This is a genomic window from Tritonibacter sp. SIMBA_163, from assembly GCF_046535935.1.
Taxonomy (GTDB): domain Bacteria; phylum Pseudomonadota; class Alphaproteobacteria; order Rhodobacterales; family Rhodobacteraceae; genus Epibacterium; species Epibacterium scottomollicae.
The window spans coordinates 36,692-53,436 of record NZ_JAWJBP010000008.1 but is presented as its reverse complement, the minus strand read 5'-3'; the positions used below and the strand labels follow the sequence as shown (position 1 = coordinate 53,436).

The 16,745-nt window shown below is 62.6% G+C and carries 19 protein-coding genes; 6 read left to right on the top strand and 13 right to left on the bottom strand.

Going from position 1 to position 16,745, the window contains the following annotated elements; translation table 11 throughout:
• Window positions 1-11 precede the first annotated feature (11 nt).
• Together R0J92_RS13305 and R0J92_RS13300 are read right to left on the bottom strand one after the other, a co-directional pair.
• Window positions 12-512 carry a hypothetical protein gene (locus R0J92_RS13305; protein ID WP_411052010.1) on the bottom strand — a complete coding sequence of 167 codons (501 nt, stop codon included), beginning with the start codon at window positions 510-512 and terminating at the stop codon, window positions 12-14.
• Window positions 513-757: 245 nt separating this feature from the next.
• Window positions 758-1,522, bottom strand: a complete 765-nt coding sequence (locus R0J92_RS13300) for a DUF1013 domain-containing protein (protein WP_106164193.1) — start codon at window positions 1,520-1,522, stop codon at window positions 758-760.
• A 162-nt stretch (window positions 1,523-1,684) separates the two neighbouring features.
• Between R0J92_RS13300 and R0J92_RS13295 the strand changes: the two genes are divergently transcribed.
• A complete protein-coding gene (locus tag R0J92_RS13295; RefSeq protein ID WP_411052009.1) occupies window positions 1,685-2,329 on the top strand; it encodes a ribonuclease T2 family protein in 645 nt (214 codons plus the stop codon).
• 222 nt (window positions 2,330-2,551) lie between these two features.
• Window positions 2,552-3,418 carry a DUF2189 domain-containing protein gene (locus tag R0J92_RS13290; RefSeq protein WP_411052008.1) on the top strand — a complete coding sequence of 289 codons (867 nt, stop codon included), beginning with the start codon at window positions 2,552-2,554 and terminating at the stop codon, window positions 3,416-3,418.
• Between the two features lie 59 nt (window positions 3,419-3,477).
• On the opposite strand, the gene R0J92_RS13285 is transcribed toward R0J92_RS13290, so the two are convergent.
• Together R0J92_RS13285 and R0J92_RS13280 are read right to left on the bottom strand one after the other, a co-directional pair.
• A complete protein-coding gene (locus R0J92_RS13285) occupies window positions 3,478-4,482 on the bottom strand; it encodes an NAD(P)H-quinone oxidoreductase (RefSeq protein WP_411052007.1) in 1,005 nt (334 codons plus the stop codon).
• A 109-nt stretch (window positions 4,483-4,591) separates the two neighbouring features.
• Window positions 4,592-5,308: a COQ9 family protein gene (locus R0J92_RS13280; RefSeq protein WP_411052006.1), complete on the bottom strand. Its 717-nt coding sequence runs from the start codon at window positions 5,306-5,308 to the stop codon at window positions 4,592-4,594.
• 117 nt (window positions 5,309-5,425) lie between these two features.
• Here R0J92_RS13280 and rpsU point away from each other — a divergent pair, with 117 nt between their 5' ends.
• Window positions 5,426-5,632, top strand: coding sequence for a 30S ribosomal protein S21 (rpsU, locus tag R0J92_RS13275; RefSeq protein ID WP_005614280.1), 207 nt, complete (start codon window positions 5,426-5,428; stop codon window positions 5,630-5,632).
• A gap of 203 nt (window positions 5,633-5,835) precedes the next feature.
• On the opposite strand, the gene ppk2 is transcribed toward rpsU, so the two are convergent.
• The gene (gene ppk2, locus R0J92_RS13270; protein ID WP_106164189.1) at window positions 5,836-6,753 is read right to left on the bottom strand and encodes a polyphosphate kinase 2; all 918 of its coding nucleotides are present in this window, start codon (window positions 6,751-6,753) and stop codon (window positions 5,836-5,838) included.
• A gap of 228 nt (window positions 6,754-6,981) precedes the next feature.
• Window positions 6,982-7,443: an Lrp/AsnC family transcriptional regulator gene (locus R0J92_RS13265; RefSeq protein WP_106164188.1), complete on the bottom strand. Its 462-nt coding sequence runs from the start codon at window positions 7,441-7,443 to the stop codon at window positions 6,982-6,984.
• A 138-nt stretch (window positions 7,444-7,581) separates the two neighbouring features.
• Between R0J92_RS13265 and ald the strand changes: the two genes are divergently transcribed.
• Window positions 7,582-8,706 (top strand): alanine dehydrogenase, encoded by a 1,125-nt coding sequence (gene ald, locus R0J92_RS13260; protein WP_411052005.1) that lies wholly within the window; start codon window positions 7,582-7,584, stop codon window positions 8,704-8,706.
• A 248-nt stretch (window positions 8,707-8,954) separates the two neighbouring features.
• A complete protein-coding gene (locus R0J92_RS13255) occupies window positions 8,955-9,761 on the top strand; it encodes a mechanosensitive ion channel family protein (protein WP_317385190.1) in 807 nt (268 codons plus the stop codon).
• 12 nt (window positions 9,762-9,773) lie between these two features.
• Here R0J92_RS13255 and R0J92_RS13250 read toward each other — a convergent pair whose 3' ends face one another.
• The 4 genes from R0J92_RS13250 to R0J92_RS13235 form a co-directional block, all read right to left on the bottom strand.
• The gene (locus tag R0J92_RS13250; RefSeq protein WP_411052004.1) at window positions 9,774-10,340 is read right to left on the bottom strand and encodes a hypothetical protein; all 567 of its coding nucleotides are present in this window, start codon (window positions 10,338-10,340) and stop codon (window positions 9,774-9,776) included.
• Between the two features lie 171 nt (window positions 10,341-10,511).
• Window positions 10,512-11,042: a GNAT family N-acetyltransferase gene (locus tag R0J92_RS13245; protein WP_106164185.1), complete on the bottom strand. Its 531-nt coding sequence runs from the start codon at window positions 11,040-11,042 to the stop codon at window positions 10,512-10,514.
• On the bottom strand, window positions 11,039-11,488 hold the full coding sequence (locus R0J92_RS13240) for a YtoQ family protein (protein WP_106164184.1): 450 nt from the start codon (window positions 11,486-11,488) through the stop codon (window positions 11,039-11,041). The genes R0J92_RS13245 and R0J92_RS13240 overlap by 4 nt, the downstream gene beginning before the upstream one ends.
• A gap of 83 nt (window positions 11,489-11,571) precedes the next feature.
• On the bottom strand, window positions 11,572-12,207 hold the full coding sequence (locus tag R0J92_RS13235; protein ID WP_411052003.1) for a class I SAM-dependent methyltransferase: 636 nt from the start codon (window positions 12,205-12,207) through the stop codon (window positions 11,572-11,574).
• 88 nt (window positions 12,208-12,295) lie between these two features.
• On the opposite strand from R0J92_RS13235, the gene R0J92_RS13230 reads away from it, so the two are divergent.
• Window positions 12,296-13,186, top strand: coding sequence for a LysR family transcriptional regulator (locus tag R0J92_RS13230; RefSeq protein ID WP_106164182.1), 891 nt, complete (start codon window positions 12,296-12,298; stop codon window positions 13,184-13,186).
• 125 nt (window positions 13,187-13,311) lie between these two features.
• Here R0J92_RS13230 and pheT read toward each other — a convergent pair whose 3' ends face one another.
• Genes pheT through R0J92_RS13215 form a run of 3 tightly spaced genes read right to left on the bottom strand, consistent with a single transcriptional unit; the run spans window position 13,312 to window position 16,694 of the window.
• Window positions 13,312-15,708 (bottom strand): phenylalanine--tRNA ligase subunit beta, encoded by a 2,397-nt coding sequence (gene pheT / locus R0J92_RS13225; RefSeq protein ID WP_411052002.1) that lies wholly within the window; start codon window positions 15,706-15,708, stop codon window positions 13,312-13,314.
• 3 nt (window positions 15,709-15,711) lie between these two features.
• On the bottom strand, window positions 15,712-15,876 hold the full coding sequence (locus R0J92_RS13220; protein ID WP_411052001.1) for a hypothetical protein: 165 nt from the start codon (window positions 15,874-15,876) through the stop codon (window positions 15,712-15,714).
• Window positions 15,877-15,887: 11 nt separating this feature from the next.
• Window positions 15,888-16,694, bottom strand: coding sequence for an alpha/beta hydrolase family esterase (locus R0J92_RS13215; RefSeq protein WP_411052000.1), 807 nt, complete (start codon window positions 16,692-16,694; stop codon window positions 15,888-15,890).
• Window positions 16,695-16,745: the final 51 nt, after the last annotated feature.

Genomic DNA, 16,745 nt, shown 5'->3' with positions numbered 1-16,745 from the left:
AGCAGACGTCTCTATTGCACCACACGCAGGCTTGGCGTTCCGCGCAAACGATGCCGCGCGCCGGAGGGGAACCGATCGGCAAAGGACAGCCCGGCGCGGATCAGCTCCGGGTCCATCTGCCCTCGCGTCAGCGCATCAACCGCATCACGTGCCTTGCCGGTCTCATCGCGGCGCATATGATGCAGCATCGCAATGAACTGCGCCTCATCCGCAGTCAGCAAATCCCGCGTATCGAGGTCCAGCGGATCGTTGAAGGCAAAATCCCCCTGCCGCAGCACCAGCACCTCGCGCACCACGGGCCAGAGCGCATGCGCCACCGCCAGCCCATGTGTCTCGCCCCAGTTTTCCGCCGCGATGACAAAGCCGCGATGCCACGCCTGGCTGCCGGGTGCATTTGCGGCGGTCACGAAGTGGCGCATCACCGACACCAGCCGCACCTCAAAGCTGTCAAAACCAAATGTTACCAAAGGCGCTTGCGCCAGCTCGGGGGTGATCGAAACCTGCAGTGTCATAGCTGTGCCCTCTGTCTACCTTCCCCGCCCGCAATGCGTATCCGGCACGGGCAGCGTGTTCACATCAAAACCGGGCAGATCCGTCGCTGCATGGCGCCGGGGAGGCTGGGTGCCTTTTCCTACTTATTCAGTCAGGAATTGACAAGAGCCAAAAAAACGCCGCAGGCCCGGAGGCTCTGCGGCGCTTCACATCAAGTTTTGTCTGGCCCGGCCCCACGCGGGGCGAGGCCTGACGCGCGCGGTCTTTAGTAGCGCGGATCGTCGCTATCGTCGTCCTCGTCATCCTCATCCCCACCGGAGGGCAGGTTGAAGAAGCTGTCCGCATCCGGGATCGGCTCTTCCTTCTTCTCCTCGGACGAGCCGAGGGTAAAGGTCTCCAGACCTTCGATCGCGGTGGGCATCTTCGGCTCTGCGTCCATCTCCAGCGACTGCTCGGTAGACACCAGCTTGCGACGTTCGTCGTCGCTCATCACGCCACCTTCGGCCGCGCGTTTCTGGGCGGCCTTCTGCACGGCGGCATCCAGCTCGGACTGCTTGCACAGGCCCAGCGCGACCGGATCGATCGGCTCCATGTTGGAGATGTTCCAGTGGGTGCGCTCACGAATCGACTGGATCGTCGGCTTGGTGGTGCCCACCAGCTTTGCAATCTGGGCATCGGCCAGTTCCGGGTGGAACTTCACCAGCCAAAGGATCGAGTTCGGGCGGTCTTGGCGCTTGGACAGCGGCGTATAGCGCGGTCCGCGGCGCTTTTCCTCGCCTGCGGCGGCGGCGTTGAACTTCAGCTTCAGCTTGTGCAGCGGATTGTTCTCGGCGGTCGCGATCTCGTCCTGCGTCAGCTGGCTGTTGGCAACCGGGTCAAACCCCTTCACACCAGAGGCCACATCGCCATCCGCGATGCCCTGAATTTCCAGCTCATGCATGCCAACAAAATCGGCGATCTGCTTGAAGCTGATCGTGGTATTGTCCACCAGCCACACGGCGGTCGCCTTGGCCATCAACGGTTTTGCCATGTGCTCTACTCCTTTAAACACGTCTGTCCCCAAACCGGACATCTCGCGGATAAACCTCTCCCGTCGCCTTAAATCGGCTTCCCCGGATCTTCGGGGCGGGTTTCCGTTGTCGGGGAACTTCAGGTCTATATAGTCGCCTTGAAACCATAAGGAAAGAGGCGAATGCGCGGGCATTTCTTCACTATTTTGGCAGCTTTTGCCCTGTTGACCACGCCTGCGCGGGCCGATGGCGAGCGAGCGGGCGTGTTCGACTACTATGTCATGGCACTCAGCTGGTCGCCCAACTGGTGTGCAACCGAGGGCGATGCAAAGGGCTCCGAGCAATGCGATTCACGGCATGACTACGGCTGGACCCTGCACGGGCTCTGGCCCCAGTTTCACCAGGGCTGGCCCAGCTACTGCCGCACCACCGAAACGCCGCCGACCCGTCGCCAGACAAGCAAGATGGGCGATATCATGGGCACCTCCGGCCTGGCCTGGCATCAGTGGAAAAAGCACGGCACCTGTTCCGGCCTGTCGGCCCGTAGCTACTATGACCTCTCGCGCACCGCCTATCAAAGCATCACCCGGCCAGAGATTTTCCGCCGTCTGGACAAGCCGGTGAAACTCCCGGCATCCGTTGTGGAAGAGGCCTTCCTGAAAGCCAACCCGCAGCTCTCTCGCGACAGCCTGACCATCACCTGCCGTGACGGTTTCATTCAGGAGGCGCGTGTCTGCCTGTCCCGCGACCTGACCCCGGTGCCCTGTGGTCGCGATACCATCCGCGATTGCACGCTCAAGGATGCGGTCTTCGAGCCGGTGCGCTAGGCCCCCCGCTCACCTGCGCTCCCGCAACTGTGACAGACAAACACGTCCGGGCGTGTTACGCTGATCGCACGACATGCCGCGCGAAGGCCCAATCGTGGGGAACCCCACCGGGACCGACCGAGACCCGATGCGCCATGTCCGCAAGCTCTTGGCCACCGGTCCCGGCTTTGACCCTGCTGTTCCGCGCGGCACGCCCCGGCGAGCCACAGGAGGAGCCAAGCCATGTCAGAAGTCGCCCCTAAGACCATCGGAAACCCGGCAAGCTGGGTGTTTCAGTCGCTGCGATCCGCCAGCCACGGCACAGCCGATGCCATTGACGAGATACGCAGCGAGGACAGTGCAACGCCACAGGTCCGCACACTTGACCTCAGCGACATTTCCGCAGCCCTGCGCGATGGCTGGCAGGATTTCAAGGCGGCGCGGTCGGATGCGATGTTCCTTGTCTTTATCTACCCGCTGATTGGCATCGCCATGATCATGAGCGGCTTTCACCTTGCGGTGCTGCCACTACTGCTGCCCATGGTGATGGGCTTTGCGATCGTCGGCCCTGCCGCCGCCATCGGCCTTTATGAAATGTCCCGCCGCCGCGAAGCGGGCGAGAGCGCGAGCTGGATGTCGGCCTTTGCCGTCCTGCGCTCTCCCGCCTTTGCATCCATCCTGATGCTGGCCTTCTACCTCGCGGCGCTCTTCGTCATCTGGATCATGGTGGCACAGGCCATCTTTGCCGCCACGCTGGGCCCCGACGCCCCATCATCCCTCAGTAGCTTTGTGACCGACGTGTTCACCACCGGGCCGGGCTGGACGATGATGATCATCGGCACCACAACCGGCGCGATCCTGGCCTATGCAGCGCTTGCGATCAGCATCGTGTCTTTTCCGCTGCTGCTGGATCGTCACGTTGGCCTGCCGGTTGCCGTGGCCACCTCGCTCGAAGTGATGCGCAAGAACCGCTTTGTCTGCCTGTGCTGGGGGCTGCTGGTCGGGGCGGCGCTGCTCATCGGCTCGCTACCCCTATTCGCCGGGCTGATCTTTGTGGTGCCCGTGCTCGGCCACGCCACTTGGCATTTCTATCGCCGCGCGGTGACATAAACCCGCAAGACAGCCCCGACGCCAGAATGCGGCGCTGGGACTGCCCCCGGGCGGGTGGGTCAGCTCTCGCCGCCCACTTCCAGCACGATCTTCCCGATATGGGTGGAGCCTTCCATCCGCGCATGCGCCGCCGCCGCCTCCGACAGCGGGAAGGTCGAATCCATCACGGGCCGCAGCTTGCCCGCCTCGATCAGCGGCCAGACCGCCTCCGCCAGATCCCGCGCAATCCGCGCCTTGGCCAGATCGCTCTGCGGTCGCAGGGTAGAGCCCGTCACCGTCAGTCGGCGCGCCATGATCTGGGCAAAGTTCAGCTCCGCCTTCGGACCTTGCAAGAAGGCGATGTGCACCAATCGCCCATCATCCGCCAATGCCCTGATGTTGCGGGGAATATAGTCTCCACCCACCATGTCGAGGATCAGATTGGCACCGCCATCCGCCTTCAGGATTTCAACGAAATCCTCGTCACGATAATTGATCGCGACCTCCGCGCCGAGCCCCACGCAGGCGGCGCATTTGTCGTCCGAGCCTGCGGTTGCATAGACCCGCGCGCCAAGCGCCGAGGCCAGCTGGATCGCGGTGGTGCCAATCCCGGAGGAGCCGCCATGCACCAGGAACCGCTCTCCCGCCGTCAGCCCGCCGCGTGTCACCACATTGGACCAGACGGTGAAGCAGGTCTCCGGCAGGCAGGCGGCCTGTTTCAGGCCGAGCCCTTGGGGGATCGGCAGGCAGTGGGCGGCAGGCGTGGCGACATAGTCGGCGTAGCCACCACCGGGCAGCAGGGCACAGACGAGGTCGCCAGGGCTCCAGCCGGTAACGCCCGCGCCGATGGCGACGATCTCGCCAGAGGCTTCCAGCCCCGGCAGATCACTTGCCCCCTTGGGCGGCGCATAGGCCCCCGCGCGCTGCAGCGCATCGGGGCGGTTGACGCCGGCATAAGCCACCCGGATCACCACCTCGCCATGCCGGGCCTCGGGCACCGGGCGCTCCACCGGTTTCAGAACATCCGGCGCGCCATGTTCGGAAATCTCGACGGCGCGCATGGTCTCGGGAAGGGCTGTGGGCATCGGGTCTATCCTTTCGTCGCAGTTGTCACGACAGCTAACACCCGGGCGTCCATTGGCCAAGCAGCACCACATCCGCAACGCCCCGCGAATGCGACGTCCGCCGGGCTGCTCAACGGTCGGCGCGGGGCGACCAGCGACCGGGAAGATCCTCACGGCTCTTGGGGGCGCGAATGTGGCTCATCAGCCAGTTCGGCCCCGCCAGCAGCGGTTTCAGCAGCGGGTTCTTGTTGACGCTGGCCTTCAAGGTCTCAACCTGCATCACATTGTCGATGCGCCGGTCGAGGAAGTCCCAGGTTGCCTGATGCTCCGGGCTGTCATCGCCAAGCCAGAACAGCACGGTGGAGGAATAGACGCCCGACAAGGTTGCCCGCTTGGTGTACCAGTTCACATCCTCGGAGGTATCGCCCAGCGCGGTCCAGATCGCATCCGCCGTGCCCCATATCAGCCGGGTGCCCTCGGCAGCATGCTGCGGCATGGCAAACAGCGTCGCGCCGCGGCGCACCGCCTCCTTGTCGCCAACCACCTCCAGCCGGTAGCGCACTGCGGCGGCCACCTTGTCGCGAAAGCGAAAACTGCCAAGGTCCGCCTCTGCAAGCCGCTGCAACATCTGCGCGTCACCGCGCTTGTGATAGGCCACCGCAAGATCCAACGCCCGGCGCGGGAACAGCGCCTCCGCCAGCGTCTGGTCGACACCCGAATCAGCCAGGGCTGCCCCCCAAGTCGCCGCGCTCCAGCCGTCAAACACCACATGCATCAAGGCTGCATCCAGCAGGCTATCCTGTAATTCGGCCCCCTGATCCGTAGATTCCCTTGGGTTTTCCGCCATGTCGCCCATGCTCCTCTGTCTTGTTGGCTCCAGTACTAGACAATTTAGTTCCGCCTTGCTATACGGCCACCTCCTGCAAATCCTTGCAACTCAACTTAGAAAGGTGGTGAAAACCACATGCAGGTTAGTGTTCGCGACAACAACGTCGACCAGGCGCTCCGTGCCCTGAAGAAGAAGCTGCAGCGCGAAGGCGTCTTCCGCGAAATGAAGCTCAAGCAACATTTCGAGAAGCCCTCCGAGAAAAAAGCGCGCGAGAAAGCTGAAGCTATCCGCCGTGCCCGCAAGCTGGCACGCAAGAAAGCACAGCGCGAAGGTCTCCTCTAAGACCCCTCGCCCGTCTCCAGTCGCTTCTGGATACTGTTTAAGAATAAAACCCCCGTGGCTTCCGCTCCGGGGGTTTCATTTTGTCCGGACCTGTCATGTCTGCCAGAACATGATGTTTGCCGCTGGAGGCCTTGCGAGGGGCCCTGCCCCTCGCGCTCCCCGAGGTATTTGGAAAAAGATGAAAGCGACTGCGGTTGCTCCGGTCAGTAGATCTTCGGCACGTAAAGCTCGTCCGGCAGCACCCGGCGTTCGTAGCTTGGGTTATATTCCCGGTCCGGCAAGGTGACCTTCTCGCTCGGTACGTCGTGATAGGGGATCCGTGTCAGCAAATGCTCGATACAGTTCAGGCGTTCGCGCTTTTTGTCGTTGCCCTCGACGATATACCAGGGTGCTTCATCGATATTGGTGCGGAAGAACATGTCTTCCTTGGCCTTGGTATATTGCTCCCAGCGGATGCGGCTTTCGAGATCCATCGGCGACAGTTTCCACTGTTTCATCGGATCGTGGATGCGCATGAGGAATCGCAACTGCTGCTCTTCGTCGGTGATCGAGAACCAGTATTTCAGCAGGATGACGCCGGAACGGACCAGCATGCGTTCAAATTCCGGAACGTCCTGAAAGAACTGTTCGACCTGATCGTCATCGGCAAAGCCCATCACCCGCTCGACTCCGGCACGGTTGTACCAAGAGCGATCAAACAACACGATCTCGCCCGCCGCCGGCAGATGCGGCACGTAGCGCTGGAAATACCACTGGCTCTGCTCGCGGCGGCTTGGTGCAGGCAGCGCCACGACCCGGGCCACCCGCGGGTTCAGCCGCTGGGTGATGCGTTTGATGACACCGCCCTTGCCGGCACTGTCGCGGCCCTCGAACAGGATGCAGACCTTGGCACCGGTGTGCTGCACCCAGTCCTGCACCTTGATCAACTCTGCCTGCAACCGCAGCAGGTTGCGGAAGTAGACCTTGCGGTCGAGCATCTCCGGATGTTGGGCGCGGTAGATCTTGCGCAGCTCCATGGACAGCATGGGCTCGGCAAATTCGATTTCGAAATCCTCGTCCAGCGTGTCCTGCAGCTCGGCTTCCAGCCATTCGAAGGATGTATTTTCCTGATCGCTGCTCACACTGTATCTCCTTATTCATGCAACAGGGTTATGTCACCGCATAATGGCGGCATGTAATCCTTTGGTGTCAGATGGCGTCGTGATGGTCGAAAAACGCCGATCAGGGCCGAGGAATTTCTCTCCTCCCTGACAATTCGACGCCAAAACGAGCATCGGACAGAAAATAGGCGGGCTCAGCCGCAGTCTCTTAGCCAAAAATTGTAGCCAATCACCGCTCCACCGGCAAGGTCAGGTGACCGGCAGTGCGGTGGTCTTGAACACGGTGCGCAGGGCGAAGCTCGACTGCATCTGAGCAACACCCGGCAGGCGGGTCAGGTGCTGACGATGGATGCGGGCAAAGTCATCGGTATTCTCTGCCACCACCTTCAGGATGTAATCCGCAGTGCCCGCCATCAGGTGGCATTCCAGCACATCCGGGATGCGCGCGACCGCCTTTTCAAACGCGTCCAGCACCTCATCGGCCTGGGTCTGCAGGGTGATCTCCACAAAAACCGTGGTTGGCACGCCCAGCTTGCGCGCATCCAGCAACGCCACGTAGTTGCGAATATAGCCGTCACTCTCCAGACGCTGAACACGCCGGTGGCAGGCAGAGGCCGAGAGGTTCACGGTCTCGCTCAGCTCGGCGTTGGACATCCTGCCCTGCTTCTGCAGGACCGCCATGATTCGACGATCCAATTGATCTAGCGCCAAATGACCTACCTTTTCTTGCGTAAGCGTCACTCATATTCGAAGATACTTCGAATGTCACCTTTTCAAAGCGCTCAAAAAAGCAGCACCTTTGAACCGCACACTGCGACACTTTGCCCCAAAGGGAACGGAGGAGACCCCATGAAAATCGGATGCCCCACGGAGATCAAACCCCAGGAATTTCGCGTCGGCATGACGCCCGATGCCGCGCGGGAAGCCTGCGCCCACGGCCATCAGGTGTTGATCCAGAAGGGAGCAGGCCTTGGCGCCGGTTTCCCGGACGACGATTACACCGCTGCCGGTGCCGTCATCATCGACACCGCCGAGGAGATCTTCGCCAGCGCCGACATGATCGTGAAGGTAAAGGAGCCGCAGTCCGGTGAACGCAAGATGCTGCGCGAGGGGCAGCTTCTGTTCACCTATCTGCACCTCGCGCCCGACCCGGATCAGACCCACGACCTGCTGGCGTCGAGATGCACAGCGATTGCCTATGAAACCGTGACCGATGATCGCGGCGGCCTGCCGCTGCTGTCGCCGATGTCCGAAGTCGCGGGCCGTCTGGCCCCGCAGGTCGGTGCCTGGACGCTGCAAAAGGCCAATGGGGGCCGCGGGGTGCTGATGGGCGGCGTGCCCGGCGTAGCCCCGGCCAAAGTCGTCGTTGTGGGCGGTGGCGTCGTTGGCACCCATGCTGCCAAGATTGCCGCCGGAATGGGTGCGGATGTGACCGTTCTCGACCGCTCCCTCCCCCGGCTCAAGTATCTTGATGACGTTTTTGGCGGCACGTTCAAGAATCGCTACTCCACTGCCGGTGCCACGGCAGAGCTGATCCAGGAAGCCGACATGGTGATCGGGGCGGTGCTGATCCCCGGCGCGGCCGCGCCCAAGCTGATTTCCCGCGCAGATCTTGCCGCGATGAAACCGGGCGCGGCGCTGGTGGATGTGGCCATCGACCAGGGCGGCTGTTTCGAGACCTCCCGCGCGACCACCCATGCCGACCCGATCTACGAGGTCGACGGCATCATGCACTATTGCGTGGCGAATATGCCGGGTGCGGTGGCGCGCACGTCGACGCAGGCGCTTGGCAATGCGACGCTGCCATTCCTGCTCGCCTTGGCGGACAAGGGATGGAAACAGGCCTGCGCAGATGATCCGCACCTGCTCAACGGGCTCAACGTGCACGCGGGCAAGCTGACCTACTACGCCGTTGGCAAGGCACTGGGCCTCGATGTGTTGTCGCCGACACTTGCCCTTCGCGACGCCGCCTAAGGTCCGATCTTTCAGCGCGGCCCTCGACATGGGGGCCGCGTTTTGCGCCCTACACCGCTGTTTGGCGGTCACGTTCGATAAATTCCCCTATGTTTTCGTTAAAAACCTCTCGATTCCGCGCGGCAGACTGACGCACTAAGGAGAGGCAAAACGGGCAGAGCCTCTGCCCACCAAGACGAACACTCCCCGTGCCTTGCCGGAGCATTCCCCGGCCTGCACGGCGATCTACGAGAAACGTGGGGACTGACATGGAAAATGTAATCGAACAGGCTGGCGCATATTGGCCACTGGTCGTCAGCGGCACAAAGGCGCTGATCGTTCTGGTGCTCGGCTGGATCGCCGCAGGCCTGATTTCAAGCGCGGTGCGCACCCGCATCAACAAGACACCGCAGATCGACGAAACACTGGGCAACTTTGTCGCAAGCCTGGTGCGCTGGGTTCTGCTGGCAATCGTTCTGGTCGCCGTACTTGGCATCTTTGGCATCGAGGCCACAAGCCTCGTCGCAATGCTCGGCGCTGCGACCCTCGCTATTGGCCTGGCGTTGCAGGGCACTCTCAGCGACATCGCTGCCGGTTTCATGCTGATCCTGTTCCGCCCCTACAAGCTCGGCCAGTTTGTCGACATCGGTGGCACCTCCGGAACGGTCAAGGACCTGAACCTCTTCGTCACCGAACTGGTGACCCCGGACAATGTGCAGATCATTGTTCCCAACGGTCAGGCCTGGGGCACCATCATCACCAACTACTCGGCGCATGATACCCGGCGGCTCGATATCACCTATGGCATCGACTATGGCGACGACATTGAGAAGGCCAAGGCGATCATCCTGCGGCTGGCCGAGGCCGATGGCCGCGTGCTGTCGAACCCCGAACCCTGGGTGCGGGTGACCAACCTCGGCGACAGTTCGGTCGATATTTCGACCCGCCTGTGGTGCACTGCCGGTGACTACTGGGAGCTGAAATGGGCGATGATCCAGGGCGTAAAAGAAGCGTTCGACGCCGAAGGTATCTCCATCCCCTATCCGCATAGCGTGGAAATCCAGAAAGAAGGCTGAGCCGACCGGGTCTCAGCGTCCAAACACGGTCCCCTGCCTGCCGGCGGGGGACACATCGGAATAGGACAATGGCCTGTCGCGTTTCGCCTCGGTCGTGCCCTGCGGCTTGCTGCTCAACAACGGAGCGGTGCCGAATTTCAGCGTCTGGCCATCATGCGCCTGGAAGGCCCAGCGGGCTACCATGAAATGCAGACTGCGCTGCTCTTGCCCCTGCTCGTCCTGCTCCCGTTGCGCACGCCATGATCCCTCGCATTGCACCGGCAGCTGGATCGAATTGATATCGCGCATTTTCACCCCCAGGAGCGCATCCTTGTGCTGGGCCTGCGCGTACATGTAGCGCAGCTGTGTATAGAGCGCCTGGAAGTGGGGCCGACGACGACCGGCAAAGACGACCGTCACCTCCGTACCGTCCGCGTTGAACCCGCGCGCGGAGCAATCCCCACGTGAGGTGGTCCCAAACACCGGCACAAGCGCCAACTGCACCTGAATCACACCGCCCTTGAAAAGGCCGCTGTCCTCATATTCCGGGGCAACTGCACCGCGCGCGCGGCGATCTATTCTAGGGATATCTGGCGGCATTGGCATACGTTAATGTTCAGGAAAAAGACATCACACTCAAGGTGCGATCCAAGCATCAACTATCCGTTTGATTTATTAAGAAAGCGTGGCTGCAGACCTCGGCACCCCCGCTTTCTGCGCCGGAATAGATGTGCGGGAAACTGTCGAAACCGTCCCCCGCCATCCCTTCGTTCAGCGCTTTATATCGCGATACATGATCCGGGTCGGCATGTCGTTATAGAGACCAAGCGCCTCTTCTGGACGATACCCCAACCGCAGCGCCACCTTCTGTGACACGTGATGTTCAGGATCAAAGATACAACATGTGCGGTGCCACGTCGGATGCTCATCCGCCCAGGCATGTATGCGGGCAACCGCCTCGGTGGCGACACCGCGTCCATGCACCTCAGGTGACAACACCCAGCCGGCCTCGGGAACGCCATCGAGGCTGGGCTTTAACGCACGTTTGTAGTCGGCAAACCCGACATCGCCGGCATATGCGCCAGTGTCGCGCAGGATCACCGCCCAATAGCCAAAGCCGAGCATCTGCCAATGACCGATATATTTCATCAGGCGTGCCCAGCTGGCCTCCTCGGTCGATGGGGTGCCCGTAATGTAGCGCACCACCTCCGGTTCCGCCCACATGCGCGCGAGATCGTCGAAATCCTGCACCTCATGCGGGCGCAGGATCAGACGGTCGCTCTCCAGCACAACCGGCGTCATGCAGGCAGCTTGCCCGTCAGCACATAGGTCAGGATTTCCACCACCTGACGCGGCTCTTCAGCCACCGCCAGTGCCGCCGCGTGCACCTCTTTCAGCGCGTGCTGGTGCTCTGGCGGGTTCAGCACGATGATCGACTTGCCCAGCGCAGCGGCATAGCCCGCATCAAAGGCCGCGTTCCACTGTTTGTATTTCTCACCAAAACGCACCACCACCACATCGGCGTCCTCGATGCCCTTGCGGGTGCGGATGGCGTTCAGCTTGGCGCCCTTGTGGTCGTGCCAGAACTTGTTGTCCTCGGCCCCGAGGATCGTCACGCCGCAATCGTCAGAGGCATCGTGATCGGTCACCGGGCTATCAAAGCGCAGATTGAGATCGCGCGCGCCTTCGATGATCTGCTCGCGCCAGTCTGTGTGGATCTCGCCGGAAAGATAAACGGATAGGGTCATGCTTGGTCCTCCTGCCTTGCCCCCTGCGGGAGCCATGGGTTCGGGCCAAGACCTAGCCGCTTGCGCACCCGGGGCCAACCCCGTCAGCGCTTGCGCGCCACAACAAAACGATTGGGCAGATCAACCGGATAGCTGCCTGTTTCGATGATCTCAAAGCCCGCGGCCTCGATCCGGGCCTGCCAATCGGCCACCGACATGAAATGCACCACGTCCGGTGCTTTGCCCACAAGACGCATCAATGGGATCATACCGCGGATCAGCAGGCGCTTCAGGGGGCTGCGGATATCTTGCATGCAGACCGTCTTGGAAATGAACAGCCCACCGGGACGCAGCCGCATTGCAGCCGCATGCAGGTTGGCGTCCAGGTCTCCCAGCAGGTGAAACAGATTGAACGCCAGCACCACGTCAAACGGCCCCTCCGGCGCCGTCATCGGCTCTGCCTGCACCAGCTCTAGATTGGTGACCCCGGCCTCCTGCGCCCGCCGGGCGCCGAAGTCGAGCATCTTCTGCGACAGATCGGTTGCCACCAACCGACCCAGATGTGGCGCTAATTTCACTGCCGTGTTGCCGGTGCCACAGCCCAGCTCCAGCGCCTCCTGATCCGGTTGCAGATAGCTGGCCGTGCGCTCCAGCGTGATCTGATAGGCTGCCTCATCCTTGATCGGGCTGGCGGCATATTTGGCGGCGATCTTGTCCCAGAACTGGGCCTCATTGGTCATGGCATCTCTCCTGCGGCTGCCGCCAAAATACACATGCGGGAATGCCATAAGAATTGCGGAAATACGCAAGGCTTATATACATATTTGCATGGACAGCCCGCCCTCACCCGATTGGAATCACATCCGCGCCTTCCTCGCCACCGCCGAAGAGGGGTCTCTTTCCGCCGCCGCCCGCAGTCTCGGCCTCACCCAACCCACCCTGTCACGGCAGGTCGCGGCGCTGGAGACAGAGCTGGGCGTGATGCTGTTCGAACGTGTGGGCCGCGCGCTGGTGCTTACCCAGGCGGGACAGCAGTTGCTGGATCAGGGCCGCCAGATGGGCAAGGCTGCCACCGCGTTGACCCTGTCCGCCAGCGGTCAGGCCAACGCCATCGAGGGCACGGTGCGGATCACCGCCAGCGACATTCTCTCCGCCCATGTGCTGCCGCCGGTGCTGCACCACCTGCGCCGGATTGCGCCCAATCTGAAGGTCGACATGGTGGCCACCAATGACATCCGCGACCTGATGAAACGCGAGGCCGATATCGCCATTCGCCATGTCCGCCCCGACCAGCCCGACCTGATCGCCCGGCTGGTGCATGAGGGTAACGCGCATTTCTATGCCGCCAGCAGCTATCTCGACCGGCGCGGCCGCCCGCAGGCACCGGCGGACCTGCCCGGTCATGACTTTGTCGGATTTGGCGACAACGCCGAGATGATCGCCTATGCACAAGGCCTGAACCTGGAGATCACCCCCGAACAGTTCCACATCGGCTCCCGCAATGGTCTGGTCGCCTGGGAGCTGGTCCGCAGTGGCTTTGGCATCGCGCCGATGTACACAAAGGTCGCCGAACAGACTGCAGGCATCGAGCGGGTCCTGCCCTGGGTCGATATACTGCGGTTTCCGTTCTGGCTCACCACCCACCGCGAAGTGCATACCAGCCGCAAGATCCGTCTGGTGTTCGATCACCTGGCCGAAGCGCTGAGCAATCAAAGCTGACAGGCTTTCTCTTGCCCCAAAATGGCGCAGCGCGCGAAGGGCTGGCCCCGCGCACCCGCAAAACGAAAAACGCGCCCCATAACAGGGCGCGTTCCTTCAATATATTTAGACGTGCAAGCGCGCGATCAACCGCGCAGGGTGCCGCCGGTGGCCTTGGTCACCTTGGTGACGATCTTCTCGCTCACCGCCTCGATGTCCTTTTCGGTCAGGGTCTTGTCCGTGGGCTGCAGCCGCACCGCGATGGCCAGAGATTTCTTGCCCTCGCCCAGCGCGCCGCCGATGAACTCGTCAAAGACCCGCACATCGTTGATCAGCACCTTGTCGGCACCGGCAGCGGCATTGACCAGCGTCAGTGCCTCCACATCCGCATCCACCACAAAGGCAAAGTCCCGCTCCACCGCCTGCAGATCGCTGATCGCCAGCGCGCTGCGGCTGGCGCTGGATTTGCGCGGCAGCGGGATCTCGTCCGGATAGATGGTGAAGGCCACGGCAGTGCCCTTGATGCCCAGTTCGGCCAGTACCTTGGGGTGCAGTTCGCCAAAGACGCCCAGCGTTTTCTTCGGCCCCAGACAGATGCGACCATGACGGCCCGGATGCCACCAGGCCTCGCCCTTGCGCAGGACCTGCACCTTGGCCGGTGCGCCGATCGCGGCCAGCACCGCCTCGGCATCGGCCTTGGCATCATAGACGTCCCAGTTGCGCGACTCGCCATGCACGTCCTTGGGCCCGTTGCGGTTCACCAGCAGGCCCGCGATCTGGATGCGCTCTTCGCCCGGCTCGCCACCGGTGAAGGCAGGTCCGACCTCGAACAGCGATACATCGGCAAACCCGCGCGCCTGATTGCGCGCTGCCGCCTGCAACAGACCGGGCAGCAGGTCCGGGCGCAGATGCGACATCTCCGAGGAGATCGGGTTGGCCAGCATGGTGGCGTCGGTGCCGCCGCCAAACAGACCCGCTGCGGCCTTGTCTATGAAGGTATAGCTCACCACCTCGTTGTAGCCGAGCGAGGCCGCCGTGCGGCGCGCCATCTGCAGGCGGCGCTGCTGCGGTGTCATCACCGGCGCCGGAATGCCTGCGGTCAGACGCGGCAGCGGCTTGCCCTCCAGCTTGGTCAGCGAAGCAATGCGGGCGACTTCCTCGACCAGATCCGCCTCGCCCTGCACATCGGGGCGCCAGCTCGGCACATGTGCCATATTGCCCTCAAGGCGAAAACCAAGTCGGGTCAGGGTCTGGCGCTGCTCGCTTTCGGGAATGTCCATGCCCACCAGCGACTGCACGCGTTCGGCGTTCAGCCGGTAGCTGCGAGAATGATCCGGTACATCGCCTGCAGCGACCACATTCGACGGCTCACCACCGCAGAGATCGAGGATCATCTGCGTTGCGCGCTCCAGCCCCTCGTAGGTGTACTCCGGGTCGACGCCACGCTCGAAGCGGTAGCGCGCATCGGAATTGACCTTCAGCGCACGGCCAGTGGTGGCGATCTGAACGTGATCCCAGAACGCGCTTTCGAGGAAGACATCCACGGTCTCCTCGGTGCAGCCGGTTTCTTCGCCGCCCATGATACCTGCGATGCTCTCGGCACCATTGTCATCAGAGATGACCATCTGGCCCGGCTGCATCGTGTAGGTTTTCTCGTCCAGTGCCAGCAGCTCCTCGCCGCCCTCGGCCCGATGGATGCGCAGGTTGCCGGTGACCTTTGCCGCATCAAAGACGTGCAGGGGCCGGTTCTGGTCGAAGGTGAAGAAGTTGGTGATATCCACCAGCGCCGAGATCGGACGCAGGCCGATGGCATTCAGCCGATCCTGCAGCCATTTCGGCGAGGGGCCGTTCTGAACGCCACGGATCATGCGGCCCGTGAACAGCGGGCAACCATCCAGGGTATCGTCATCGATGGAGACCTTGATCGGGCTGTCGTACTGCCCCTCAACAGGCATGTAATCGCGGGTCTTCAGCGTGCCCAGACCGCGCGCCGCAAGGTCACGGGCAATGCCGAACACACCCAGCGCGTCGGGACGGTTCGGGGTGATCGCGATCTCGATCATCGGGTCGACCTTGGCGGCGTCATTCTCCGCCAGCCAGTCTACCAGCCGCTCGCCGACCTCGCCCGAAGGCAGCTCGACGATGCCGTCGTGATCCTCGCCCAGCATCAGCTCTTTCCACGATGCCATCATGCCATGGCTCTCAACACCGCGGATTTTGCCCACGGAGAGGGTGAAATCCAGCCCCGGCACATAATCGCCCGGCTTGCACAGCACCACGGTGATGCCTTCTCGCGCGTTGGGCGCGCCGCAGACGATCTGCTTTTCGCCCTCGTCGGTCATCACCCGGCAGACGCGCAGACGGTCCGCGTCGGGATGCTGCTCGGCGCCCACCACCTTGGCCAGGGTAAAGGCCTTGAGGGCGTCGGCGGGGTTCACGACCTCCTCGACCTCCAGCCCGAGGTCGGTCAGGGTCTCGGTGATCTCCTCAACGCTTGCGTCGGTGTCGAGGTGGTCCTTGAGCCAGGAGAGAGTGAATTTCATCGGTCAGCGCCCTTTGGCAAAGTCATCAGGTTTGCCCATGGCAATGACAAAGATTGCCCCCGGGTTCAAGCCTTGGCGCACCGGAGCGGGACCATGACCGGCAACTGCGGCGCGATTGCCGCCGCGCGCAAGCGGATCCCCTGCCGACAGGCGGCTCCTGCCCGCCATCGCGACAGCCCTCAGGGGTAGGACGGGGCACGCCCCATCAGCTCGTCCAGCTGCCGACCGATCCAGCCGTGCGGCACAAAATGCCCGCCCGGATGCAGGTCCAGCGTCACCGCCCCCTTGGCGCAGTCCCAACTGGTACGCGTAAAGGTGAGGAAGCTGCGCAGCTGCCAATTGCCCTGCCCGAGCCCGGCAGCACAGCCCAGCCGCGCCCGCCACAGCGCCACCGGATAGGTGGTGTCACCGCCCGACCCCATTGGGAACTCCATCACCGTGTCGGACAGCCCATGCACATGGCGCACCACCGGTGGCGCTTCGGCGCAGGTCTCGCGCTGGTCGATACTGCCGGCGACCGCCAGCAGCGCCGCAAGGTCATTGCCGCTCTCGCAGGCATAGCGCCAAGCCATCGCCGCCCCATAGGAATACCCAGAGACATAGATCTGCTGCGCATCCACCGGATAGCGCGCCAGGACATCCGCCAGTACCTGATCGCCAAAGCCCACATCTTCGCTGCCCGCGCGCCAGAAATCCCAGGTTTTGCGCCGCCCGTTCGGGGTGACCAGCAACACGCCCCGCCGCCGGGTGGAGGCACCGATCCGGTCGCTGTTTTGCGCATGCACCCCGGTGCGCGCCCAGCCGTGAAAATGCATCAGCACCACCAGCGGCGTCTCGCCATCCCAACCGTCGGGCTCCATGACGTGATAAGAGCGCTGCCCCAGCGTGCAGGGCACATCAAGACGACAGCGCTCGGCCGCCATCTCGGCGTGCAGCGGCAGCGCAAGGAACAGGAGGGCGAGACCACAGAGAACAAGACGCAGCATAATCCGGAGCCTAGCCATCGCAGCGCGCCTGTCATCTCACATGTTTGTGGG